The organism is Flavobacterium sp. Root901, assembly GCF_001429765.1.
Lineage (GTDB): Bacteria > Bacteroidota > Bacteroidia > Flavobacteriales > Flavobacteriaceae > Flavobacterium.
On sequence record NZ_LMJB01000001.1, the window covers coordinates 192,532 to 217,970 of the forward strand.

Consider the following 25,439-nt stretch of genomic DNA (forward strand, 5'->3'; position numbering starts at 1 on the left):
TGTTTAAAGCTAAATTTGCATTCTCCGTAAATATTAAAAAACACAATGATCAAAAGACTTTTTCGAAGATTAGAAAGCATTATTGCTCTGGGACAATCTATTTTAACACCAAAGCAGTTTATTTTTTTATCAAGTGTTTTGGTCGGAATTTCCTGTGCATTTGCGGTAATTGTTTTAAAAACTTTTGCACACAGTGTATTTTCTTTTGCGACTTATATTAGTGGAATTTTAAAATTAGGTTTCATTAATAGTATCCTTCCAATAATTGGAATTGTATTAACTGTTGTGGTGGTCAATAAGGTTTTAAATGGAAGCATCCAAAAAGGAACTTCTCAAATTTTATATGCCGTTGCTAAAAAAGCAAGTATAATTCCGAAAAAACAAATGTATGCGCAGATTATAACAAGCTCTTTGACCGTAGGTTTAGGAGGATCTGCCGGATTAGAAAGCCCAATTGTGGTAACAGGAGCCGCGTTTGGATCAAATTACGCTCAAAATTACAAATTAGCTTATAAGGACAGAACACTGCTTATTGGCTGTGGAGTTGCGGCAGGAATTGCGGCAGCTTTTAATGCGCCAATTGCCGGAGTTCTTTTTGCAATTGAAGTTTTATTGGTCGATGTTAGTATCTCTGCCTTTACGCCTATTATGATTTCGGCTGCAACCGGAGCTTTGGTATCGGCAATTGTATTAGATGAAAGTATTCTTTTATCCTTCAAAAAACAGGAAACTTTTGATTATCATAATATTCCTTTTTATGCAGTTTTAGGATTATTAACCGGATTTCTAGCTGTTTATTACTCCAGAAATTTCCAAAAAATCGAACATTATTTCTCCGAATTAAAAATGGGTCCATATAGAAAAGCGCTGATTGGTTCTTCACTTCTGGCATTGCTTATTTTTATTTTTCCGACGCTTTTTGGTGAGGGTTATGAAAGCATTAAAACTTTATCAGAAAGTGATCCCGGACAATTACTTGACAATACCTTGTTTGCCAGCTGGAGAAATAATAACTGGATTTTGCTCCTTTTTGTAGGCTGCACAATGATGGTAAAAGTATTTGCATCCGGACTTACAATTGGAAGCGGAGGAAACGGAGGAAACTTTGCTCCTTCATTGTTTTTAGGATCTTATTTGGGATATTTTTTCTCTAAATTCATAAACTTAACTGGTTTATCAAAATTACCAATCAGTAATTTTACCATGGTTGGAATGGCCGGAATTTTGAGCGGATTATTTCATGCACCACTTACAGCGATATTCCTTATTGCAGAAATTACAGGAGGCTACGGTTTGATGATTCCGCTTATGATTGTGTCTTCTATCAGTTTTGCAATTTCAAAACGTTTTGAAAAATATTCTCTCGACGTAAAAAATCTGGCCAAAAAAGGCCATGCCTTCACAAGTAATAAAGACTCAAACATCTTATCTACTTTGGATATTGATACTATAATACAGACTGATTATCTGACTGTTTCTCCTGAAGAGCATCTAAATAAACTTGTTGATCTTATTTCACATTCAAATCAGGTTGTGTTTGCAGTTGTAAACAATGACAGAGAACTGGTTGGTGTGGTTCACTTTAATGATATCAGGGAAATTATATTTAATGCCTATCGTGTAAAATACACTTTGATTAAAGATGTAATGAAAACACCGCCCGCTACAATTTTATCAACAGACAGCATGGAAATTGTAATGACCAAGTTCGAAAGATCAAAATCAGCATTTCTCCCTGTTTTACGAAATGAAAAATACTTTGGTTTTATTTCTAAATCAATTGCACTTGAAGCTTACAGAATGAAGCTTCGTTCGATGACAATTGAATAAATTAAATATCGGATAAGTTAAAATTTTCAACTATCCGAAATTAAGAGCTATATTTGTCATATCATGTGGAATATAGATTTAGCATACCAAACAGAATTTCAATCAACCTTTGATCGATTGTACCAAAAAAAGCTTGATCTGCAAAATAGCAGACCATTGCCAAATATTGCTTTAAATAAAATTCGCGAAAGTTTATCTCTGGAATGGACATACAATTCAAATGCTATTGAAGGCAACACAATGAATTTGCGTGAAACTCAAATGGTGATTCAGGAAGGAATTACTATAAAAGGCAAATCACTTCGTGAACATTTTGAAACTCATAATCATGATAAAGCAATTGATTATTTATACTCAATAATTGACGACAATTACAAACTTCGAAGCATTGATATTTTATCTATTCATGGTTTAGTTTTACGCTCTATAGAAGAGGATTTTGCAGGCCGCATCAGAAATGGCGGTGTAAGAATTTCAGGAGCAAATTTTACACCTCCAAATGCTAACAAAGTTTCTGATTACCTCGACGAATTAATAGAGTTTATCAATACAAATCCTTTAGGGTTAAATGATATAGAACTTGCTACAATTTATCATCATAAATTAGTCTGGATTCATCCTTTTTTTGATGGAAACGGGCGTACAGTTCGACTAAGCATGAATTTATTACTAATGCGTAGTGGCTTTCCTCCGGCAATTATTTTAAAAAATGATCGAAAAAAATATTATGAAGCATTAAATCAGGCTAATAATGGTAATTATCAAAAATTGACTTTGTTAATGTGTCAGGCAATTGAAAGAACGCTTAATATATATTTAAATGCTATGCCTGGAAGCTCTAATGACTATCAGATAATTTCAGATATTGTCAGTGAACCAGAAACTCCTTATGGTCAGGAATATATTAGTTTACTTGCGAGAACAGGAAAAATTGATGCTTATAAAGAAGGCCGAAATTGGTACACAACTAAACAGGCCATTGAAGAATACATGACTTTAAGAAAGAGAAAACGCCGTTAAATTCAACTCAATTTTGTTACAATTTTTAACATAAACTTCTAAAGTCTAGTGCTAAAAGAACAAATCAAAGTGGTAACTTTGCGTTTTGCTCAAATTTATGCTAGATAAAGACAATACTATTGAAGTTCTTGGCGCAAGAGTTCATAATCTAAAAAATATCGATATTTCAATTCCACGGGAAAAACTTGTTGTTATAACAGGTCTTTCCGGTTCGGGAAAATCATCTTTGGCGTTTGATACCATTTATGCTGAAGGACAGCGTCGTTATGTTGAAACTTTTTCAGCGTATGCGAGGCAATTCCTTGGCGGATTAGAACGTCCAGATGTGGATAAAATCGATGGGCTTTCGCCTGTAATTGCTATTGAACAAAAAACAACCAGCAAAAGTCCGCGCTCAACCGTTGGTACTATTACTGAAATTTACGACTTTCTTCGACTTTTATATGCTCGAGGTGCTGATGCCTATAGTTATAATACAGGCGAAAAAATGGTTTCTTATTCTGATGAACAGATTAAAGATTTAATTATTCAGGATTATAAAGGAAAAAGAATTAACATCCTCGCCCCTGTAATTAAGGCAAGAAAAGGTCATTATGCCGAATTATTCCAGCAAATTACAAAACAAGGATTTTTAAAAGTTCGTGTAAACGGTGAAGTTCAGGATTTAATTGCCGGAATGAAACTGGATCGTTACAAAACACACGATATTGAAATCGTTGTAGACAGAATGGCGATCGAAGATAATCCGGATACACAAAAAAGACTGGCTGAAAGTATTAATACAGCAATGCATCACGGCGAAAATGTATTAATGATTTTAGATCAGGATACAAATGAGGTACGCTATTTCAGCCGAAACCTGATGTGTCCTACAACCGGAATTTCATATCAGAATCCGGAACCTAACTTATTCTCTTTTAACTCTCCAAAAGGTGCGTGTCCGCATTGTAACGGATTAGGGACTGTTCACGAAATCAATGTAAAAAAGATAATCCCAAACCCAAAATTATCGATTAAAAGTGGTGGTTTTGCTCCGCTTGGCGAATATAAATCTTCTTGGATTTTTAAGCAGTTAGAAACAATTGGAGAAAAATTCGGATTTAAAATCACAGATCCGATTGAGAAAATTCCGGAAGAAGCCCTGTCAATGATCTTATATGGCGGAAAAGATAAATTTGTCATAAACTCAAAAGATCTTGGTGTAACAAGAGAATATAAAATTGATTTTGAAGGAATTTCAAACTTCATCAAAAACCAATACGACGAAAGCGCAACCACGAGCATAAAACGCTGGGCAAAAGATTTCATGGACGAAATTAATTGTCCGGTCTGCGAAGGTTCACGTCTTAAAAAAGAAGCTTTATTTTTTAGGGTAAATGAAAAAAATATCACCGAATTGTGTGATATGGATATTTCAGATTTAACAGCGTGGTTTCAGGATTTAAATAATCATTTAACCGATAAACAATTATTAATTGCTTCTGAAGTTGTAAAAGAAATTAGAGACCGTTTGAACTTTTTAATGAATGTTGGTTTGAATTATCTGGCTTTAAGCCGAAGCTCAAAATCACTTTCGGGCGGTGAAGCACAACGTATTCGATTAGCGACACAAATTGGTTCGCAGCTGGTTGGTGTTTTGTATATTTTAGATGAGCCCAGTATTGGTTTACATCAAAGAGACAATGAAAAACTAATCCATTCATTAGAACAATTAAGAGATATTGGTAACTCTGTTATTGTGGTGGAACACGACAAAGACATGATCGAAACAGCAGATTATGTAATCGACATTGGACCAAAAGCAGGAAAATATGGAGGAGAAATCATCAGCATTGGAACTCCTGAAGAAACTTTAAAGTCAGACACTATTACCGCTCAATATCTGAACGGTAAAATGAAATTAGAAATTCCGAAAAAGCGAAGAAAAGGAAATGGAAAATTCCTAAAACTAACTGGTGCGACAGGAAATAATCTAAAAAATGTCTCGATTGAAATACCGCTTGGTCAATTAATCTGTGTTACGGGAGTTTCAGGAAGCGGGAAATCTACTTTAATTAATGAAACGCTCTACCCTATTTTAAATGCTTATTATTTTAATGGTGTAAAAAAACCGCAGCCTTATAAAAAAATTGAAGGATTAGAACACATTGACAAAGTAATTGATATTGATCAAAGTCCGATTGGAAGAACGCCGCGTTCAAATCCTGCGACTTATACTGAAGTTTTTACAGAAATCAGAAACTTATTTACCATGACTTCTGAAAGTATGATTCGTGGTTACAAAGCCGGACGTTTTAGTTTTAATGTAAAAGGCGGACGCTGCGAAACCTGTGAAGGTTCTGGTGTCAGAACTATTGAAATGAACTTTTTACCAGACGTTTATGTGGAATGCGAAACTTGTCAGGGAAAACGTTTTAACAGAGAAACTCTGGAGATTCGGTATAAAGGAAAATCAATTTCAGATGTTTTGGATATGACGGTAGATGAAGCTGTTCCGTTTTTTGAAAACATTCCGAAGATTTACAGAAAAGTAAAAACAATTCAGGATGTTGGTTTAGGATATATTACACTGGGTCAGCAAAGTACAACGCTTTCGGGCGGTGAAGCACAGCGTATCAAACTGGCCGGCGAATTATCGAAAAAAGATACAGGAAATACTTTCTATATTCTTGATGAACCAACTACAGGATTGCATTTTGAAGATATTCGTGTTTTAATGGACGTAATTAATAAATTGGTTGACAAGGGAAATACGATTCTGGTTATTGAACATAATATGGACGTTATCAAACTTGCCGATTACATTATCGATATTGGTCCAGAAGGCGGAAAAGGCGGCGGACAATTAGTTGCAAAAGGAACTCCCGAAGAAGTGGCTCAAAATAAAAAAAGCTATACGGCTAAGTTTTTGAAGAAGGAATTAGAATAAACACATTTTCATAATAACATCACTGGAAAAGTTTAAATTTCTAAGATTCTATTTATCAATGAAATATAGAAATCCTCATAGAACATCAAAAAATCCTTTAACAAGAATTGAAAAAAGTAAAGCTTTACCTGAAAAAATGTTTGACTGCCATGAAGTTTCGGAAAATTAGAAAAAAAATTTTCTGTTTTACTTCATAATTAATGCCGTTATCATATTTTTAAATTTCTCGTTAATTTTAAAGTTTTCTATATTTAAAACATAAAATTAGACATCCTAATATCAATATGACAAAAAATATATTTGTGATTTTCTTTGTGATTTTTACATTAGCTTCTTGTGATAAAAAAACTGTAATAGATAAAGAAATAGAAAGTTTAGAAATCAAACCTACGAATTTCACTTCTGTCGATACCATGTTTTATAAAAACAAAAACATTAAATCTTTACGATTAATTACAACTGCAACAGACTATCTAAATATTTCTTTTTATGAGTCTGGAAAGAAAAAATCAATTGGCCATGTAAAAAACAATCAGTGTCATGACAAATATATTGATTGGTATGAAAATGGAAAACTTAAGTGGATTAGAGAATATAATTATGGAAATCAAATTGGAAAAAGCGTAGAATACGAAGAAAACGGAAATTTATATCAACAATTTGATAATGACAATAACGAATCAACAACTTATTGGAAAAACGGAAAACCTAAATTAAAGTTTGTAGAAAATGGCCTGCATTATTATTTCTATAACAATGGAAATATAATGGAAAAATATGACCGAATTAATAAAGATGAATACTTTGTCAAATATTATAATGAAAATGGAGAAATTAAATTCTCAGGAAATTACAAATTTAATATTTTATACAAAGACGGGAAAAAATATAATGGGAAAATAATTTGTTATTTTAAAAACGGGAAAACCTCACATTTTGAAGAAGTTCTCAATGGTATTCCAATTGGTAAATTCTATAGTTATCATGGGAATGGAATTTTAAAATTTGAAAGTGAAGTTAAAGATGGGAAAGAGCTTTATTACAAATCTTATTATGAAAACGGAAAAGTTTATTTTATTAGAAACAGAATCAAAAACACATTTAGCCAATGGGATGAAAAGGGTAAATTAATAAAATAATCATACTCTTCATTTTGTTATTTTTATTTAATTGTTATCCCATTAGGTTTCGTAGGAACGGCAAAAATTGCAGCAATAAATTTTTAATCTATTGACGATTTTTATAAAAGAAATCCATTTATAATACAATACACATCGATTAAATGCCAACAAACTCATTTCTATCTGCGCACCATTTTAATCTCTTGATTATTAATATTTAAGAAAACAATCTAGAAAGAAATATTACATTTCAATTAATAAATCTACATTTTCATAACAATTCTTAAAAAAAGCACTAATTTAGTACGCCCTTTTTGTCAGGGCTTTTTCAATCCTGGCAAGTATTAAGAGAAAACCTATGAATCTAAAAGAGAAATTCAGTAACGTAGACCAATATTTTTCGCCTAAAATTATTGATGAAGTAAACGATCAGTATATTAAAGTGGCAAAAATAAAAGGTCAGGAAGTTCCATGGCATAATCACGAAAACGAAGATGAATTATTTTATATTGTAGATGGTGAACTTTTGATGGAAATTGAAATCAGCCATCATTCACAATGAAAAAAGGTGATTTATTTGTAGTTAAAAAAGGCATAAATCACAGAGTTTCTTCGATTGAAGAATGTTCTATAATGCTTATAGAATCGAAAACTACTGAACATACAGGGAAAGTTAAAAGCAAAATTACAAAGTCAATTGAAGAGCAAACGTATTAATTAAGAAATTGTTCTTTTTATAAACCAAATTTCAATTGAAAACTGATGCCCCAGCCCTGATGGGAACGGCATCCTTTTGTAGTGGGGTTCACTGCAAAAGATATAGTGGACAGCAGGAACGAGCTCCTGAAAAATAAATTAATAATAGCAAAAAATGAGATTAGAAGATTTTGACAACGATGAGGATAAAGTAATCCAGGATCGTTTGAAACAAAAAACGTGGAATGAAATTAGAACAAATGACAGCTGGGCGATTTTTAAAATCATGGCAGAATTTGTAAATGGATATGAAAGCATGGGACGTATTGGTCCGTGTGTATCGATTTTTGGGTCGGCAAGAACAAAACCGGATGACAAATATTATTTACTGGCTGAAAAAATAGCTTTTAAAATTAGTAAAGCAGGTTATGGCGTGATTACAGGAGGTGGTCCCGGAATAATGGAAGCTGGTAATAAGGGTGCACATTTAGGCGGAGGAACTTCGGTTGGTTTAAACATCGAGCTGCCTTTTGAACAGCATTTTAACCCCTATATTGATCACGATAAAAACCTGAATTTTGACTATTTCTTTGTGAGAAAGGTAATGTTCGTAAAATATTCACAGGGTTTTGTGGTTATGCCGGGAGGATTTGGAACTCTGGATGAAATGTTTGAAGCAATTACTTTGATTCAGACTAAGAAAATTGGAAAATTCCCAATTATTTTAGTCGGCGTTGAATTCTGGTCCGGATTGATTGATTGGGTAAAAACAGTTTTGGTTGAAAAAATGCATACTGTAAGTCCTGAAGATTTGAACTTGTTTAAAATTGTAGATACTGAGGATGAAGTTGTTGAAGCTTTGGATAAATTCTACAAAAAATACGATTTAAGTCCGAATTTCTAAAATATTTAAAAAATCTTATGAGCTAAATAAAGTAGCAAAGTTTAAGTATTCTTAAAAAAATCTGCACTTGTTGCGCTTGTAAGGTTAAATTTATACCGCAATACGATATAAAATGAAAGCTGTTTTTTAAAACAGCTTTTTTTATGCTATTTTTACATAAAACCAAAACATCTTTACACACGTAACTTAAGGTATATCTATAATTTTTTTGCGCCAATTCTTGAAATCATTTTATAAAATTATAATCCTAGTTTTTGTTTTATTGAGTTCGATAAAACAGTATGCACAACATCAGTCTAAGATGGAAGTGGCAGTTAATGTTGAACTAAAAACACTGAATATAAAACAAGATATTACGTATTTTAACACTTCAAATGACACTTTGGTTTCGATCGTGCTGAACGATTGGAACAACGCTTTCGCAGATAAAAATACGCCTTTGGCCAAACGGTTTTCTGATGAATTTTACAGAGGTTTCCATTTAGCAAAAGCTGTAGAAAGAGGAAATACAACGATTTTAAATTTGACCGATTCTGATTCAGCAGTACTTGAATGGGAAAGAACAGATAAAAATCCAGATTTTATTGTGGTCAGATTAAACCAGAAACTTCATCCGGGAGAAAAAATCGATTTGCATATTACTTATATTTCAAAAATTCCAAGTGATAAATTTACTCATTACGGTTATAACCAAAATGGGATGAATTTAAAAAACTGGTTTCTGACTCCTGCACGTTTTGAAAATCATCGTTTTGTGAGATACAACAACTTCAACTTAGACGATATAGCAAATTCAGTTGTGAATTATGAAATGGAAATAAAAATTCCCAATAATTATTCTGTTACAACAGATTTAGATTCGGTTTCAAAAGATATTTCAAATGCTTCCTATAGCAGCTATTCTTTTTCAGGCAATAACAGGACTGATTTTAGTTTAATTATAGAAAAGCAAAACAACTTTAAATCTTTTGATAACGGAACAATTGAAGTTTTATCTGATCTGAAAAACAAAAAAATCTCCGACGCTCAAAAAGCGATTGTTATTGACAGGGTTGCTGTTTTTGCAAATAATTTTATCGGGAAATATCCAAATAAAAAAATTACAGTATCGCAGGCAGATTATGAAAGAAATCCGTTTTATGGATTAAATCAGCTGCCGTCGTTTATCAGTCCTTTTTCTGATGAATTTATGTTCGAAATTACATTCTTTAAAACTTATCTGAACAATTATTTAAAGAATACACTTCATCTTGATCCGCGAAAAGACAATTGGGTTTACGACGCAATTCAAATTTATGCCATGATGAAATACATGGAAGAAAATCATCTGGACGAAAAAATGCTGGGAAGACTTTCGAGAATGAAACTTTTTAAAAGTTATAATATTACCAACCTGACCTTTAATGAACAATACAGCTATTATTATATGCTTATGGCTCGTAAAAATCTGGATCAGCCGCTTGGTGACCCAAAAAATACTTTAATAAAATTTAACGAGCAGATTGCCAGTAAATATCGTGCAGGTTTAAGCCTCAGCTATTTAGATGATTATTTGAATCATAATATTGTTCCTCAAAGTATACAGGAATTTTACAATCTCAATAAAGTACAACAAACAAACCGTTATGATTTTGAGAAAATCCTAACAGAAAAAAGTCCAAAAAATATCGATTGGTTCTTTAAAACGATAATTGATTCGAGAGAAATTATCGATTATAAATTTACAAATGTTTCTAAAACTGCAGACAACGTTCAGTTTTCTGTAAAAAGTAAAACCAATATTTATGCGCCAATTCCAATTTATGGTTTAAAGAAAAATGGTGTTGTATTTAAAGAATGGATCGAACCTAAAAATACGGATTCGGTTTACCATTTTGATCGAAAAAATGCAGACAAACTGGTAATTAACTATGAAAACGAAGTTCCCGAATTTAACCAGAGAAACAATTGGAAATCGTTGAAAAGTCTTGTGATAACCAATCGCCCGATAAAATTTAATTTTGCCAAAGATTTAGAAGATCCTTATTACAATCAAATATTATACATACCAACACTTACTTATAATTATTATGACGGCATAACGCCCGGAATTCGTTTTCATAATAAAACAATTCTCGACAAACCGTTTACTTTTGATATTAATCCTGCTTATTCTATAAAAGCGGGAACAATTTCAGGTTCGTCTGCTTTTTCGTTAAATCAGTTTTATCGAAACAGCACTTTATATAACGTAAGATACTCCTTAAGTCAAAACTATTTTCATTACGCGCCGGATGCTACTTACCTGAGATTAAATCCTATGGTTCAGCTCAGAATCCGGGAAGAAAACTTTAGAGACAATAGAAAACAGCTTATATTATTTCGACAGATAATTGTAAATCGGGAAGAAAGTAAATTTTCAACAGATAATTCCAAACCTAATTATTCTGTTTTTAATGCACGTTATGTCAATACAAAAACGGAACTGGTCAATCATATTAATTTTATGACTGATGTTCAGTTTTCGGGAGATTTCGGAAAACTATCTGCAGAAATTGAATATCGACGATTATTCGAAAACAACCGCAAATTAAATCTGAGATTATTTGCCGGGAGTTTCTTGTATAACAGAACAAATTCAGATTATTTTAGTTTTGGTTTAGACAAACCAACAGATTATTTATTTGATTATAATATTTTGGGAAGGTCTGAAACTACCGGAATTTTCAGTCAGCAGTATGTAAATGCCGAAGGAGGTTTTAAGTCTAAATTAAATCCTGCATTTGCCAATCAGTGGATGACAACCTTAAACGGGAGTTATGCTATATGGAACTGGGTTGAAGTGTATGGCGACGTGGGACTTTTAAAAAATAAACATCAAAATATCTATTTTGGTTATGACAGCGGAGTTCGTTTAAACCTTGTTCCGGACTATTTCGAACTTTACTTTCCAGTCTATTCTAATAACGGGTGGGAAATTTCTCAAAAAAATTATAACGAAAAAATTAGATTTGTTATCACTTTAGCACCAAAAGCATTAGTCACTCTTTTCACCCGAAAATGGTTTTAATTGAATAAATTTTAATCAAAAACATAAATAATTATCAATAAAAGAACAAAAACAATAAAAATACCACAAATAAAATACGTAGTTTGTTGATTTTAAATACAAATAATTAAATTATATTTATTTTAAAGAATTATGATTATTGATTGTTTTTAAGTAATTTCGCAGCATCAACATGACCACTACGATTATGATAACAGAAAAAAGCAATACTACCTTAACATTTGAAGATTTCAAAACGGAGGTATTGAATGACTACCGAATTGCAGTAACAAGCCGTGAATGTAGTCTTTTAGGTCGTAAAGAAGTATTGACGGGAAAAGCCAAATTTGGAATATTTGGTGACGGAAAAGAAGTTCCGCAGCTTGCGATGGCCAAAGCCTTTAAAAATGGGGATTTCCGATCTGGTTACTATCGCGATCAGACTTTTATGATGGCGATTGGCGAATTAACTGCAAAACAATTTTTTGCCGGTTTATACGGTCATACTGATTTAGCACACGATCCAATGTCAGCGGGAAGACAAATGGGCGGACACTTTGTAACGCACAGCTTAAACGAAGACGGATCCTGGAAAGACTTAACAAAACAAAAAAATTCAAGTTCAGATATATCTCCTACAGCAGGACAAATGCCAAGATTATTGGGATTGGCTCAGGCTTCAAAAATTTACAGAAACGTTAGCGGAATTACAATCAAAGACAAATTTTCTGTAAATGGTGATGAAGTTGCGTGGGGAACAATTGGAAACGCCAGTACTTCTGAAGGTTTATTTTTTGAAACTATAAATGCTGCCGGAGTTTTACAAGTTCCGATGGTAATGAGTGTATGGGATGATGAATACGGAATTTCTGTTCACGCAAAACATCAGACTACAAAAGAAAATATCTCTGAAATATTAAAAGGATATCAAAGAGATGAAGATTCTAAAGGCTATGAAATTTTCAGAGTAAAAGGCTGGGATTATGCAGAGCTGGTTTCAACTTACGAAAGAGCAGGCGCGATTGCCCGCGAAGAACATATTCCGGTTTTAATTCACGTAAATGAATTAACACAGCCGCAGGGACACTCTACTTCTGGTTCTCACGAACGTTACAAAAGTTCTGAAAGACTGGCATGGGAAAGAGATTATGACTGTATCCGTCAGATGCGTTTATGGATGATTGCCATCAACATTGCGTCTCCGGAAGAATTAGCAGAGCTTGATTTCGAATTAAAAAAAGAAGTTCTTGAAGCTAAAAAAGATGCCTGGAATGATTTTATTAATCCGATAATTGAAGACCAAAAAAATCTTTTGGATTTATTGGAGCAAATTGCGGAAGCAAGCATCAATCATAAAGACAGAATCAGAAAATATATCTCTGAATTAAAAGCTATAAAAGCACCTTTAAAAAAGGAATTACTGGTTTTTGCAAGAAAGATTCTTCGTTTTATAGAAGTTCCAAACAGTAAGGTTCTTTTATCAAACTGGATTACAAATTTTATTGAGGTTACTCAGGAAAAATTCAGCAGTAATCTGCATTCTGAGTCCGGTAAAAATGTATTTTCAGTAGAAAAAGTTCTTCCTGAATATGCAGAAAATGCAAAACCGGATTTAGACGGAAGAATGATTCTGCGTGATAATTTTGATGCTCTTTTTAGCAAATATCCTGAAACTTTAATTTTTGGAGAAGATGTTGGAAACATTGGTGACGTAAACCAAGGTCTTGAAGGCATGCAGGAAAAATACGGCGAACTTCGTGTTGCCGATGTTGGTATTCGTGAAGCAACAATTATTGGACAGGGTATTGGAATGGCATTGAGAGGTTTACGACCAATTGCTGAAATTCAGTATTTAGATTATTTGTTGTATGCTATTCAAATCATGAGTGATGATTTGGCTACTTTACAATACAGAACTGTTGGAAAACAAAAAGCTCCATTAATTATCAGAACACGCGGACACCGTTTAGAAGGTATCTGGCATTCTGGTTCTCCAATGGGAATGATTATAAATGCGATTCGCGGAATCCATGTTTTGGTTCCGAGAGACATGACACAGGCTGCAGGATTTTATAATACTCTTTTAGAATGTGACGAGCCTGCATTAGTGATAGAATGTTTAAACGGTTATCGTTTAAAAGAAAAAACACCTTTAAACTTTGGAGAATTTAAAACACCGATTGGAGTTGTTGAAACCCTAAAAGAAGGTGCAGATATTACTTTAGTTTCTTACGGATCAACTTTGAGGCTGGTTCAGCAGGCAGCTAATGAATTACTGGATTTAGGAATTGACTGTGAAGTTATTGATATTCAGTCTTTACTTCCGTTTGATATTAATAAGGATATTGTAAAAAGTATCGCTAAAACAAATCGTCTTTTAGTAATCGACGAAGATGTTCCCGGCGGAGCTTCTGCTTATATTTTACAACAAATTTTGGAAGAACAAGACGCTTATAAATATCTTGACAGCAAACCGCAGACTCTTGCAGCAAAAGCTCACCGTCCGGCTTATGGAACTGATGGTGATTATTTCTCAAAACCTTCTGCCGAAGATATTTTTGAGAAAGTATACAGCATGATGAATGAAGTTAATCCTTCTAAATTTCCGGCCTTGTACTAAAAAAATTTAGATTATTGCTATAATTGAAAAGCTCCAAAATAATTTTGGAGCTTTTTTTATAAAGTAAATAAATGCAAATTGGTTAATAATAACCACTAAAAAATAATGCTTTTTTCTATTAGTGGTGTCCTAATTTATTTTTTTTTGAAATCCGGATTGATCATCAGATATCTTTCAAAATCAATCTCGCCTTCTCTAAATCTTCAGCGGTGTCAATTCCAATTCCAACATGAGTGGTTTCAACCATTTTTATTCTTTTCCCAAACTCCAAATAACGTAATTGTTCTAATTTCTCCGAAGCTTCTAAAGATTTCATTGGAAGACTGTAAAAGTCTAATAACGCCTGTTTTCTAAAAGCATAAATTCCGATGTGCTGAAAATATCGAACACCTGCATTTTTTTCTCGTGGATATGGAATTACAGATCTTGAAAAATACAAAGCAAACTGTGATTGGTCAACGACAACTTTTACATTATTCGGATTATTGATTTCTTCTTCATTTGTAATTTCACGCATTAACGAAGCCAAATCTACTTTATGGTCCGGATCATTTTTAAAAGCTTCTAAAACCTGTTCTAAAGGTCCGGCTTCTGTAAAAGGCTCATCGCCCTGAACATTTACAACTATATCAACATCCAGATTCGCTACGGCTTCGGCAATTCGGTCGCTTCCTGATTCGTGTTCTTTGATACTCATAATCGCTTTTCCTCCATTTGAAATAATTTCATCAAAAATCAAATCCGAGTCGGTTACTACAAAAACATCATCAAACAATTTTGTAGAAAGAGCCGCTTCATACGTTCTTAAAATTACCGTTTTACCACCCAGATCCTGCATCAGTTTTGCAGGAAAACGTGTCGAAGCATATCGTGCCGGAATTACCGCTATTATTTTCATTTTTTATATCATTGCGAGGATCTCATCCCCAAATTAATTTATATTTTTTCTCAGCGAAATTTTACATGATTTTTACCGAAGTCATACTCAAAGAACCAGCCAGTAATTTGTCATTAAACAAACTCAAATCATCGGTTTTATCTTTTAATCCTAATGTGTAAAGAAGCGGCAGATAATGTTCCGGTGTCGGAACGGCCAGCTGCATCGCTTTATTCATTTTTTCGAAATTAATTAAAGGCTGAAAATCTCCGTTTAATAAATGATCGTTAACAGTTTGACGTGCTTCAATCGCCCAGTCATAACCGTAATTATCTTTATCAAAATTTCTGAAATCAACCATTCGAAGATTGTGAACTATATTTCCGCTGCCGATTATTAAAACGCCTTTGTAACGAAGTGCTTGTAATTTCTGAGCCAGTTCAAAATGATATTGTCCAGATTTGGTGTAATCAATACTGAGCTGAATTACAGGAACGTCTGCGTTTGGATATAAATGTTTTATCACGCTCCACGCGCCATGGTCTAATCCCCAGTGTTCGTCTAATTCGACCATTACGGGATCCAGAATTTTCTGTGTTTCAACGGCCAGTTCCGGACTCCCTTTTGCAGGATACTGCACATCAAAAAGTGCCTGAGGAAAACCACCAAAATCGTGAATTGTTCTCGGCATTTCCATTGAAGTCACTTTTGTTCCTTTGGTAAACCAATGTGCAGAAACACATAAAATAGCATTCGGCTGCGGCAGTGTCTTGGCCAGGTCCCGAAAACCAGCCACAAACTGATTTTCTTCAATGGCATTCATTGGGCTGCCGTGTCCTAAAAAAAGAACCGGCATTTTATCTGTATTCGAAAACGTTGACGAAATCGAATGTAAGTCATTTAGTGTTGTCATTGTAATTTGTTTTTTTCTTTAGCCAAGAATTACACGAATTCCACAAATTATTTTTTTGAATTTTTGAAATTAGTGCAATTCGTGTAATTCGTGTAATTCGTGGCTAAAAAAACTATTCCTCAAAACTCTCGTCTTTAAAACCTATCAAATATAATTTATTTTTGGCACGCGTCATAGCAGTATAAAGCCATCTGATATAGTCATGATCGATTCCGTTTGGCAAGTACGGCTGCTCTACAAAAACCGTATCCCACTGCCCTCCCTGTGATTTATGACATGTAATGGCGTACGAAAATTTCACCTGCAATCCGTTGAAGTATTCATTTTCTTTTACTTTTTGGAATCGCTTGTATTTCGTGGGCTCCTCTTCATAATCTTTCATTACTTCTTCATACAAACGATTGGATTCTTCATACGTTAAAGAAGGAGATTCACTTTTTATAGTATCTAAAATCAATACCGTTTCAAAAGGTTTTTGGTTTGGATAATCGACCATTCTAATTTTAACTTTGGCAAAAGTAAAACCGTATAGTTCTTTGATTCCGAAAAGCTCCAAAACTTCTATAATATCTCCATTGGCAATAAATCCGGCTTCATCACTTTCTTTCAGCCAGAAATAATTGTTTTTTACCACCATTAAAAAGTCGCCAACTGAAAGTTCGCTTTCTTTAAACAAAATCCTTGTTCGAATTTGCTCATTATACTGATTTGCCCTTTTGTTTGAGCGTACAATAAAAGCCGTATCTTCAATACTATAATTGCTGTAAGCCGTATTTATGGCATCCTGAATATCGTAACCGTCTGTTAAGCGAACAATGTCTTTAAACTTTTTAACATTAAATTTAAACTCGGTTATAAAGCCTTCCTTAAGCAATTCTCGCAGTTCTGTTGCATTGAATAAAATCCCTGAATTTTCTTCCTGACGCATTACTTCATCCAGTTCAATATGTTCAATTTCTTTATCATAATGCACGCCTAAAGTATGAATATCCAAAGCGGGACTTATATCTAAATTTACCGGCGGAAGCTGCGCTGTATCTCCCAGCAGAATCATTTTGCAATTGCTTCCGGAATACACATAATTAATTAAATCATCCAGAAGCGAGCCGCTGTCTAAAGTGCTGTCAGAAATCATGGAAGCCTCATCGACTATAAAAATGGTGTTTTTATGTTTGTTGACCTGTTTGGTAAAAGCCACTCCTCCACCCGATGATTTCTTAGGGAAATATATTTTTTTATGAATAGTAAACGCTGCTGTATTTGAGTAGTTTGCAATAACTTTTGCCGCGCGTCCGGTTGGAGCGAGCAAGACAAATTTCTTATTAATATCGCCCAGATTATTTACAATAGTCGAAATCACCGTTGTTTTTCCGGTTCCGGCATATCCTTTTAGCACAAAGATGGTACGGTTTTCCGGTTCGGTTAAAAAAATGGCAATTTTTTGAAAAAATATATCTTGTTTGTAAGTAGCTGCAAAAGGAAATCTTTTCTGTAAAATGCCGTAAAACAATGCTGAATTCATAAGGTAAATTTGAAATACAAAGTTCGCTTTTTTTAATCGCAATGGCAATTTTAAATAGTGATACTAAAAAATAACACAGCGATAATCGTTCGCTAACGTTCTTGTAATATTGTTTTTTAAAATTGCAATTATATTAGTTCCTTTTTAATTTGTAAGTTTGTGGTCACCTTAAATTCTTTCTTGAAACAAAACAGGTAACGAATTGTAAATCAATTATGTCATTACACAACAATAATATTACAACAAAAAATTATAAAAAACTTTCGATTCAGGTCTCGCTGAACGGATTTTCATTTTGCTGTTTTGATACTTTAAATAACACAATTACAGCATTTAATGAAGTTCAGTTTGATGCTTCTCAAAAACAAAATAAAATTGAGGAATCTTACGCTTCGGCATTTAAAAATCATCCTGAGTTAAAAGAAACTTATGATGATATTCTGGTGATTCATAACAACAATCTTTCAACTTTTGTTCCAACGCCTTTATTTGATGAAGATTATTTAGGAAGTTACCTGCAGTATACGACAAAAGTATTTGAAACTGATTTTTTTACTTTCGATCAAATCTCCAATTACGATATGCATTCGGTTTACATTCCGTATATCAATATCAATAATTTTTTAATTGATAATGTTGGCTCATTTGATTACAAACATGTGAACAGCATTTTGGTTGAGAAAATATTAGAAGCTTCGAAAAATAACGACGAGAAAAAAATGGTTGTACATTTCAATCCCAATCATTTTGAAATTATAGTAGTACAAAACCAAAAGTTATTGTTATTCAACTCTTTTGAATACCAAACTCCGGAAGATTTTATTTATTATATTCTTTTTACCGCCGAACAATTAAATTTAAACCCTGAGATTTTTCAATTAGAATTGTTAGGAACAATCAATCAAAACGATCCGTTTTATGCCATTGCTTACAAATATGTTCGAAATATTTCTTTTCTTGATGTAAGCGCTCTAAAAGAAAAAAATAATTATACAACTGCTCAGAATCAAAAACATTATATCTTATTTCAATCATGAGAATCATTTCAGGAAAATACAAAGGACGCCGGATTTTTCCACCAAAAAACCTTCCTGTAAGACCTACGACTGACATGAGTAAAGAAGCATTATTTAATGTTTTAAATAATCATTTTAGTTTTGACGGCTTAAAGGTTTTAGATTTATTTTCGGGAACCGGTAATATCAGTTATGAATTCGCTTCACGCGGAAGCGCACCAATTACTTCGATTGACGGTGATTTTGGATGCGTTAAATTCATCAAACAAGTGTCATCAGAATTCGATTTTGATATTGCCGCAACTAAAAGCGATGTTTTTAAATTTTTAGAAAACTGTAAAACTTCATACGATATCATTTTCGCCGATCCGCCTTACGGATTAGATCAGGCTGCTTTTGAAAGGATTGCACTTACCGTTTTTGAAAAAGAATTACTCTCTGAAGACGGCATGATGATTATCGAGCATTCTAAATACACAAAACTGGATCATTTAAGTAATTTTTCTTTTCAGAAAAGTTACGGAGGTTCATTTTTTAGTTTCTTCGAATTAAATTCTACCGATGATGAAGAAGAACTTCCTGGCGAATCGCCGCTAAAAATTGTTGAAGAAGACGAAGGATAATTTTCCTTTTAAACATAAAAATCCCTTGAAAATTCAAGGGGTTTTCTTTTTATTGCATTCGGCCTGAATTTCATTCACACTGCATCTGCAACATCATTTGTAGCAATCGAAACTATTCGAAATATTGGTTTAGAATTTAAAATTCAAAAACAGGTCTGCAAATCATATAAAGTTCACTAAACAATTGTGTAACACAATATAACATTTGCAATTATACATTTGTTAAAGAACTTTAAATCTAAAAACCATGAACCTAAAAAGATTTTTCGGAGGGTTATTGACAATCCTCGGAATTGTAGGACTTATTTATACAGCCGTAATTTTTGCCGGAACTTCGGGAGAAACCAGAGATATAAAATCATTAATTATTTATGGCATTTTAGGAATCGTTTTTTTTATGTCAGGAATCAGTTTGGTTCGTACAACAAAAGACGAATCTTAAATCGTATATTAGTCGCAAGACACAAAAGTCATTGCGAGGAACGAAGCAATCTCACTAACTATTACGCAAAGTTTGATTTTGCAAATGAGATTGCTTCGTTCCTTGTAATGACTTACTCTTCTAAAACAGGATTCAAATCAAGTTCTGTAAAATCTCTTTCTGTTTTTGAAATTATAATCGTTGCCACTGTATTTCCAATTAAATTGGTAATAGCCCTGGCTTCACTCATAAATTTATCAACTCCTAATAAAAAAGCCAAACCTTCAACAGGAATTTTGTGAAGCGCTGTTAAGGTTGATGCCAGAACGATAAATCCGCTTCCGGTTACGCCTGCCGCACCTTTTGATGTAATCATTAAAATTCCGATTACAGTTAATATTTCGAAGAAACTCAAATGAACATCATACAATTGAGCAAGGAAAATTACGGACATCGAAAGATAAATCGAGGTTCCGTCGAGGTTAAAAGAATATCCTGTCGGAATCACTAATCCAACAACCGATTTACTGCATCCCATTCGTTCTAGTTTCACCATTATGCTTGGCAAAGCAGCCTCAGAAGATGAAGTTCCTAAAACCAGTAAAAGTTCTTCTTTAATATATTTTAAAATTGAAAGAATGCTTATTTTGTAATATCTGAGAATACTTCCTAAAATCAAAAAGACAAAAAGTGCCATTGTGAGATAAACACAAAGCATTAATTTTCCCAGCGGAATTAAGGTTGCCAGTCCAAACTTTCCAATTGTGTAGGCCATTCCTCCAAAAGCGCCTACTGGAGCAAGATACATAACGTACTTTAATCCGAGGAAAACTACTTTAGAAATTCGTTCTAAAACCAAAATAGTCTGTTCTCTCTTTTTATAAAAATTCAAGGCAATTCCGCAGACAATTGCAGCCAGTAAAACCTGCAGTGTGAAATTAGAAAAGAAAAACTGGATCCATGAAAAATGCTCTGCAGATTTACTTGTATATTGGCTTGCGTCGCCTAAAGTCAATCCTGATTTGTCAATTTTTCCCGGCTGAAAAACATACGCAACTCCAACACCAATTGCCAGCGCAATGGTCGAGACTACTTCAAAATATCCGAGTGCTTTTACACCAATTCGGCCTACTTTTTTTAGGTTTCCCATTCCGGAAATTCCCAAAACAATAGTGAGGAAAATAATCGGGCCAATAAAAAGCTTGATAATGTCGACAAATTTTTTGCCTAAAATTTCCATTTTCATACCATTTTCAGGTGAAAAATGTCCTAATAAAACTCCGGAAATAATGGCAATTATAACCCAAAAGGTCAGGTTGGTAATTACAGTGAGAAAAATACTTTTGTCAGTTTTTGAGGAAGAATTTGGAGTGGTATTATTCATGAAATCAGATTGGTTAGTTTCACAAATATATAAAAAATGCAGACCTGTAAGCCGGATTCTGTCCCTGATAAATCAGGGCCTTATCATTTATCTAGATTCCGAATTACTCCGGAACTCAAGCTACCTACCCTTCAACAACGGACGAGAAGCCCTTAAATGCTGATATACTTGGTATTTCACCGCATAGAGTTTACCTGGTTTCACTACAGCATTACCTGTACATACTTTCTGCTGCACTTGTCCTAACTCCGATTAATCGGGGCCGACGGGCGTTACCCGCTATGCTTCTCTGTGGTGTCCGGACTTTCCTCTCTTCCTAAACGGAACAGCGATAAGGCGGTCTGCGCTGCAAAAGTAACACTTTAAAGACTAAAAATAATAATTTTAAATTTCTGATTTTAGTTGAATTTTCGTAACTTTTTAATTATAAAATAGTTATCTTTAAAATTCCATAACTTTTAATTCAGTCCATCATGAAAAGAATGTATCATTACGCAACTGTTTCAAAGGCTTTAGATCAATTGAATGAAAAAGGATTTACTTGCGATTTTAATCGAAATGCTGACATGATTAAAAAAAATCCTGAGAAATTTGAAATTGTTCATGTGTATCGATACGAAGGGGAATCTGACCCTGGCGATGAGGCAGTTGTATACGGAATTAAGTCCGTTAACGGTAAAAAGGGTGTTTATGTAGCAGGTTTTTCTGCCGATTCAGATCAGGAAACAGCCAAGTTTTTATTTGATTTAAGTATTAGGGGAAGGTAAAATTTAAAATCCTAAAATTAAAATTCCAAATTCCAAATTCCAATCTTACAAACGTAAAATGGAATTTGGAATTTTTTTATTGATTTTAAGCTTTATACTGTTGGTATTTTCAGTTTCCAGCCCGGTTGAATTAAATCGGGATTAGTGATAATATCTTTATTGGCTTCATAAATATCCTGCCATGAAACGCCGTAAGCTTTTCCTATTTTAGAAAGAGAATCTCCGTTTTCTACCGTATATTCTCTTGAAACTCCCTGGGCTACGTCAATATTCATAACGACATCTGCAGATCTGTAATCAGGATCAATTTTATTGTAAAGATCCCAAAGTTTATCTTTATCCGTTGCTGACTGCGCCGTACCGTCAATATACAAAACATTATTTTGTTCTCTTACCTGCAAATTGGCCAGCTGCAAATCACTTGCCAAATTAGTTAACTCGTTGTATTTTTCCTGTAAACTCATAACAATTTATTTAATGGTTAATTTGTTATCAACTTTTTGGGGTTTCAGTTCCTGAATTCTTTGAATTAAAGGCTGTAACTGATCTCTTTTAATTTCACCGGAAAGCGTTACTACGCCTCCAACAACTGTAGCGCTTACGCCATCATAAGATTTGATTACTTTCCCAACTGATTTATCCAGATCAGCATCTGAATTAATAATAACTGCAGCGGCCGCAGGTTCTACATTGGGCTGTGGAATCTGACAATTGTTAACTACAGATTTCACACCTTTAACAGATTTAACGGAGCGTTCAATATTTTTTTTGAAAGCTTCATCATCGCAAGTCCCCACAATTGTGGCAACACCTTCGTGAACTGTTACCGTTACTTCGGTTGTATCGCTTAATTTCTCTTTAATTGCTTTCTCGATATCTGCATCTTTAGGCGCACAAGCCAATAGAGAAAAAGCAAGCCCCGTTCCCAATAAAATTGATCGAATTTTCATAATACTATATTTTTAATAATTAACTGTCTAAAATTAAACAGATTAAAAACCAAAACATTATAGGATACGCTGAGGGATTTTATATTTTTTCCAGTAAAAAGAAATTGCAGAAGTACTTAATTTCTTTTTTTAAGAAATTTAAATAATGGAAAATTATATTTTGAAATAATGCACATTTACACAAAATCGAAATTGGTTATTATTTATATTTAATTATAAAAATAACGTTACTTTCTAGCATTCAAACCATTCAAAAATCCATTAAAAGTTTTATGATTTTCAGATTTGTGATTTGGTAATTTTCAGACTATATTTGCTATCGAATAAAAAGAATATGGAACAATTTGTAGTATCGGCCCGTAAATACCGTCCGCAGACATTTAAAGATGTTGTGGGGCAAAAAGCCATTACAAACACTTTGTTAAATGCTATTGAAAGCAATCACCTTGCTTCTGCCCTTTTGTTCACAGGACCGCGTGGAGTTGGAAAAACTACTTGCGCGCGTATTCTGGCTCGTAAAATAAATCAGCCCGGATATGATGATCCAAACGAAGATTTTGCGTTTAACGTTTTTGAGTTAGATGCTGCTTCAAACAACTCGGTTGATGATATTCGAAACCTGATCGATCAGGTTAGAATCCCGCCTCAGACCGGACAATACAAAGTTTATATTATTGACGAGGTTCATATGTTGTCTTCGGCAGCTTTTAATGCTTTCCTTAAAACATTAGAAGAGCCGCCAAAACATGCTATTTTTATTTTAGCCACAACAGAAAAACACAAAATCATTCCTACGATTTTGTCTCGCTGTCAGATATTTGATTTCAAAAGAATTACCGTAAAAGATGCTAAAGAACATTTAGCAGATGTTGCCCAAAGCCAGGGAATTAATTTTGAAGATGATGCGCTGCACATTATTGCTCAAAAGGCAGATGGCGCAATGCGTGATGCTCTGTCTATTTTTGACCGTGTGGTTTCGTACTGCGGAACTAATTTAACGCGTCAGGCCGTAACGGAAAACCTAAACGTTTTAGATTACGAAACTTATATTTCTATTACTGATTTAATTCTGGAAAATAAAATTCCTGAAATTTTGATCGCATACAATGAAATTCTTTCAAAAGGTTTTGACGGACATCATTTTATCGCAGGACTGGCGTCGCATTTTAGAGATTTGCTGGTGAGTAAAACGCCTTCGACAATTGCTTTACTAGAAGTGGGTGAACAAGCACAGCAAATGTACGGTGTTCAGGCTCAAAAATGTTCTCAGGACTTTCTGTTAAAAGGAATTGACATTGCAAACGACTGCGATTTAAAATACAAATTGAGTCAAAATCAGCGGCTTTTAGTCGAATTATGTTTGATGCAATTAGCCTCTATCAACTTTGATGGAGAAAAAAAAAAGTTGAGCAATTCATAATTCCGCCTACTTATTTTAAAAATGGTAGTTTTTCTATAACAGAAGTTAAGACTCCAAATTCAAAACCACAAACCTCAGAATCAGAAACTGTAAAGGTTTCAAATGCTGAATCTCAAATTTCAAATGTAGAGAAAACAGCTGCTGAAAATCATAATCAACCTGAGAGAATCACCGGGACTCATACTAAAACTCCTGTCGAAACACCAATAGCCCAAACAAGTAATGAGCCTAAAGTTTCTGCTTTTTCTCTGGCAAGTATCCGCAAGAAAAAAGAACTGGAAGAAAGCGGTAAAAACTATGTAAAACCTACGTCTGTACTGCCGACGGAAGATTTTACAGAAACGGAAATGCTTTTGCACTGGAATAAATATGCCGAGCGTTTGGGGCAAAAAGGTTTGAAGATCATGGAGTCGATCTTGTTAATCAACGATCCTGTTTTAAATGGAACTAATATCACTTATGAACTTCCAAATGAAGGTTCTAAACTGGAATTTGAAAGTCAGATGAATGCACTTTTAGGTCATTTAAGAGGTCACCTGCACAATCATGATATTACTATTGAGGTAATTGTAAATGAAAAAGTGGAAACAAAAAGAAGTTACAACGATCAGGACCGCTACAACCGTCTTTTAGAAATCAATCCAAATATTGAACTTTTACGCTCAACATTTGGGTTAGATTTGAATGTTTAATTTGTTGTCTGCCCCTAATTTCACAAATTTTCACTAATTTTTGTTGATGAAAATTTTAAAATTCTATTTATTTTTCAATCCAAAATCATAGATCTTTTCGAGCCATCTTGCTCTTTGCAGATCATCTGAACCTTTTATAATTCCAATGTAACTAACTTTTACAGGTTTTATGCCGCAGAATTCCAAAGTCGATTTTTTTAATTGATTTACGCTGGGGCGTCCAAAAAACAAGCTGTAGTACCAGCCTGGCTGATCCAGAGTTGTAATAATATGTGCCGTTTTTCCCTTTAATAACTTATCCCACCAAACGGAATTTTCTCTGTATTGAAAAGCCATTCCGGGTAAAAACAGCCGATCTATAAATCCTTTTGTGATAGCAGGAAGCCCTCCCCACCAAACAGGGTGAATCCAAACCAAATGATCTGCTCTTTTGATTTTTTCCCAGGATTCTAATAAATCCGGTTCTAATTCTGTTCTTTTTTGATAACCAAATTTCAAATTCGGATTAAAATTCAGAGAAGCGATCGTAATAGTTTCAATAACTGCTCCGGAAGCCGCAGCTCCTTTTTGATATTCGTCTGCAATAGCAAAGTTAAAACTGTCCGGATTTGGATGTCCGTTTATAATTAATATCTTTTTCATGAATATGTTTTTTACAAAAATATTATTCTGATGAAAAATTTTACCGGACAAATGTCCTAAAAAA

21 protein-coding genes and 1 other RNA gene are annotated in these 25,439 nt (G+C 33.7%); 14 read left to right on the top strand and 8 right to left on the bottom strand.

Translation table 11 applies throughout. The features are described from left to right. Positions 1-45: 45 nt before the first annotated feature. The 8 genes from ASE21_RS00685 (at position 46) to ASE21_RS00720 (ending at position 14,148) form a co-directional block, all read left to right on the top strand. The gene (locus tag ASE21_RS00685) at positions 46-1,830 is read left to right on the top strand and encodes a chloride channel protein (protein ID WP_057120643.1); all 1,785 of its coding nucleotides are present in this window, start codon (positions 46-48) and stop codon (positions 1,828-1,830) included. A 63-nt stretch (positions 1,831-1,893) separates the two neighbouring features. Next, the gene (locus ASE21_RS00690) at positions 1,894-2,850 is read left to right on the top strand and encodes a Fic family protein (RefSeq protein WP_057120644.1); all 957 of its coding nucleotides are present in this window, start codon (positions 1,894-1,896) and stop codon (positions 2,848-2,850) included. Positions 2,851-2,947: 97 nt separating this feature from the next. Next, positions 2,948-5,779, top strand: coding sequence for an excinuclease ABC subunit UvrA (uvrA, locus tag ASE21_RS00695; protein ID WP_057120645.1), 2,832 nt, complete (start codon positions 2,948-2,950; stop codon positions 5,777-5,779). Between the two features lie 284 nt (positions 5,780-6,063). After that, complete coding sequence (locus ASE21_RS00700) at positions 6,064-6,918, top strand: hypothetical protein (protein ID WP_057120646.1); 855 nt, start codon at positions 6,064-6,066, stop codon at positions 6,916-6,918. A 340-nt stretch (positions 6,919-7,258) separates the two neighbouring features. Then, positions 7,259-7,462, top strand: a complete 204-nt coding sequence (locus ASE21_RS22160; protein WP_242410201.1) for a cupin domain-containing protein — start codon at positions 7,259-7,261, stop codon at positions 7,460-7,462. Between the two features lie 309 nt (positions 7,463-7,771). After that, a complete protein-coding gene (locus ASE21_RS00710; protein ID WP_057120647.1) occupies positions 7,772-8,500 on the top strand; it encodes a TIGR00730 family Rossman fold protein in 729 nt (242 codons plus the stop codon). A 301-nt stretch (positions 8,501-8,801) separates the two neighbouring features. After that, entirely contained in the window at positions 8,802-11,549 is a 2,748-nt protein-coding gene (locus ASE21_RS00715; RefSeq protein WP_057120648.1) for a hypothetical protein, read from the top strand. A 187-nt stretch (positions 11,550-11,736) separates the two neighbouring features. After that, positions 11,737-14,148, top strand: a complete 2,412-nt coding sequence (locus ASE21_RS00720) for a thiamine pyrophosphate-dependent enzyme (RefSeq protein WP_057120649.1) — start codon at positions 11,737-11,739, stop codon at positions 14,146-14,148. Between the two features lie 163 nt (positions 14,149-14,311). Here ASE21_RS00720 and kdsB read toward each other — a convergent pair whose 3' ends face one another. From kdsB to ASE21_RS00735, 3 genes are all read right to left on the bottom strand, one after another. Further along, the gene (kdsB, locus tag ASE21_RS00725) at positions 14,312-15,046 is read right to left on the bottom strand and encodes a 3-deoxy-manno-octulosonate cytidylyltransferase (protein ID WP_057120650.1); all 735 of its coding nucleotides are present in this window, start codon (positions 15,044-15,046) and stop codon (positions 14,312-14,314) included. 61 nt (positions 15,047-15,107) lie between these two features. Then, positions 15,108-15,938: a 4,5-DOPA dioxygenase extradiol gene (ygiD, locus tag ASE21_RS00730; RefSeq protein ID WP_057120651.1), complete on the bottom strand. Its 831-nt coding sequence runs from the start codon at positions 15,936-15,938 to the stop codon at positions 15,108-15,110. 112 nt (positions 15,939-16,050) lie between these two features. Continuing rightward, complete coding sequence (locus tag ASE21_RS00735; RefSeq protein WP_057120652.1) at positions 16,051-17,460, bottom strand: ATP-dependent RecD-like DNA helicase; 1,410 nt, start codon at positions 17,458-17,460, stop codon at positions 16,051-16,053. A 215-nt stretch (positions 17,461-17,675) separates the two neighbouring features. Here ASE21_RS00735 and ASE21_RS00740 point away from each other — a divergent pair, with 215 nt between their 5' ends. The 3 genes from ASE21_RS00740 (at position 17,676) to ASE21_RS00750 (ending at position 19,541) form a co-directional block, all read left to right on the top strand. Continuing rightward, positions 17,676-18,497, top strand: a complete 822-nt coding sequence (locus ASE21_RS00740) for a DUF3822 family protein (RefSeq protein ID WP_057120653.1) — start codon at positions 17,676-17,678, stop codon at positions 18,495-18,497. After that, entirely contained in the window at positions 18,494-19,099 is a 606-nt protein-coding gene (locus ASE21_RS00745) for an RsmD family RNA methyltransferase (protein WP_057120654.1), read from the top strand. The genes ASE21_RS00740 and ASE21_RS00745 overlap by 4 nt, the downstream gene beginning before the upstream one ends. 247 nt (positions 19,100-19,346) lie before the next feature. After that, positions 19,347-19,541, top strand: coding sequence for a hypothetical protein (locus ASE21_RS00750; RefSeq protein ID WP_008467912.1), 195 nt, complete (start codon positions 19,347-19,349; stop codon positions 19,539-19,541). A gap of 112 nt (positions 19,542-19,653) precedes the next feature. Here the strand turns inward: ASE21_RS00750 and ASE21_RS00755 are convergent, their stop codons facing one another. Both ASE21_RS00755 and rnpB read right to left on the bottom strand, forming a co-directional pair. After that, complete coding sequence (locus ASE21_RS00755) at positions 19,654-20,904, bottom strand: cation:dicarboxylate symporter family transporter (protein WP_057120655.1); 1,251 nt, start codon at positions 20,902-20,904, stop codon at positions 19,654-19,656. A 31-nt stretch (positions 20,905-20,935) separates the two neighbouring features. Continuing rightward, positions 20,936-21,252, bottom strand: an RNA gene (gene rnpB / locus ASE21_RS03395) — RNase P RNA component class A. A gap of 125 nt (positions 21,253-21,377) precedes the next feature. Between rnpB and ASE21_RS00760 the strand changes: the two genes are divergently transcribed. Next, positions 21,378-21,671: a hypothetical protein gene (locus tag ASE21_RS00760; protein WP_057120656.1), complete on the top strand. Its 294-nt coding sequence runs from the start codon at positions 21,378-21,380 to the stop codon at positions 21,669-21,671. A gap of 92 nt (positions 21,672-21,763) precedes the next feature. Here the strand turns inward: ASE21_RS00760 and ASE21_RS00765 are convergent, their stop codons facing one another. Both ASE21_RS00765 and ASE21_RS00770 read right to left on the bottom strand, forming a co-directional pair. Then, entirely contained in the window at positions 21,764-22,135 is a 372-nt protein-coding gene (locus ASE21_RS00765; RefSeq protein ID WP_057120657.1) for a LysM peptidoglycan-binding domain-containing protein, read from the bottom strand. A 6-nt stretch (positions 22,136-22,141) separates the two neighbouring features. After that, positions 22,142-22,621 (bottom strand): BON domain-containing protein, encoded by a 480-nt coding sequence (locus ASE21_RS00770; RefSeq protein ID WP_057120658.1) that lies wholly within the window; start codon positions 22,619-22,621, stop codon positions 22,142-22,144. A gap of 334 nt (positions 22,622-22,955) precedes the next feature. Here ASE21_RS00770 and dnaX point away from each other — a divergent pair, with 334 nt between their 5' ends. Both dnaX and ASE21_RS00780 read left to right on the top strand, forming a co-directional pair. Beyond that, positions 22,956-24,041: a DNA polymerase III subunit gamma/tau gene (gene dnaX / locus ASE21_RS00775; RefSeq protein WP_057120659.1), complete on the top strand. Its 1,086-nt coding sequence runs from the start codon at positions 22,956-22,958 to the stop codon at positions 24,039-24,041. Positions 24,042-24,445: 404 nt separating this feature from the next. Continuing rightward, positions 24,446-24,733: a DNA polymerase III gene (locus ASE21_RS00780; RefSeq protein WP_242410202.1), complete on the top strand. Its 288-nt coding sequence runs from the start codon at positions 24,446-24,448 to the stop codon at positions 24,731-24,733. 63 nt (positions 24,734-24,796) lie between these two features. On the opposite strand, the gene ASE21_RS00785 is transcribed toward ASE21_RS00780, so the two are convergent. Then, positions 24,797-25,375, bottom strand: a complete 579-nt coding sequence (locus tag ASE21_RS00785; protein WP_057120661.1) for an NAD(P)H-dependent oxidoreductase — start codon at positions 25,373-25,375, stop codon at positions 24,797-24,799. Positions 25,376-25,439: the final 64 nt, after the last annotated feature.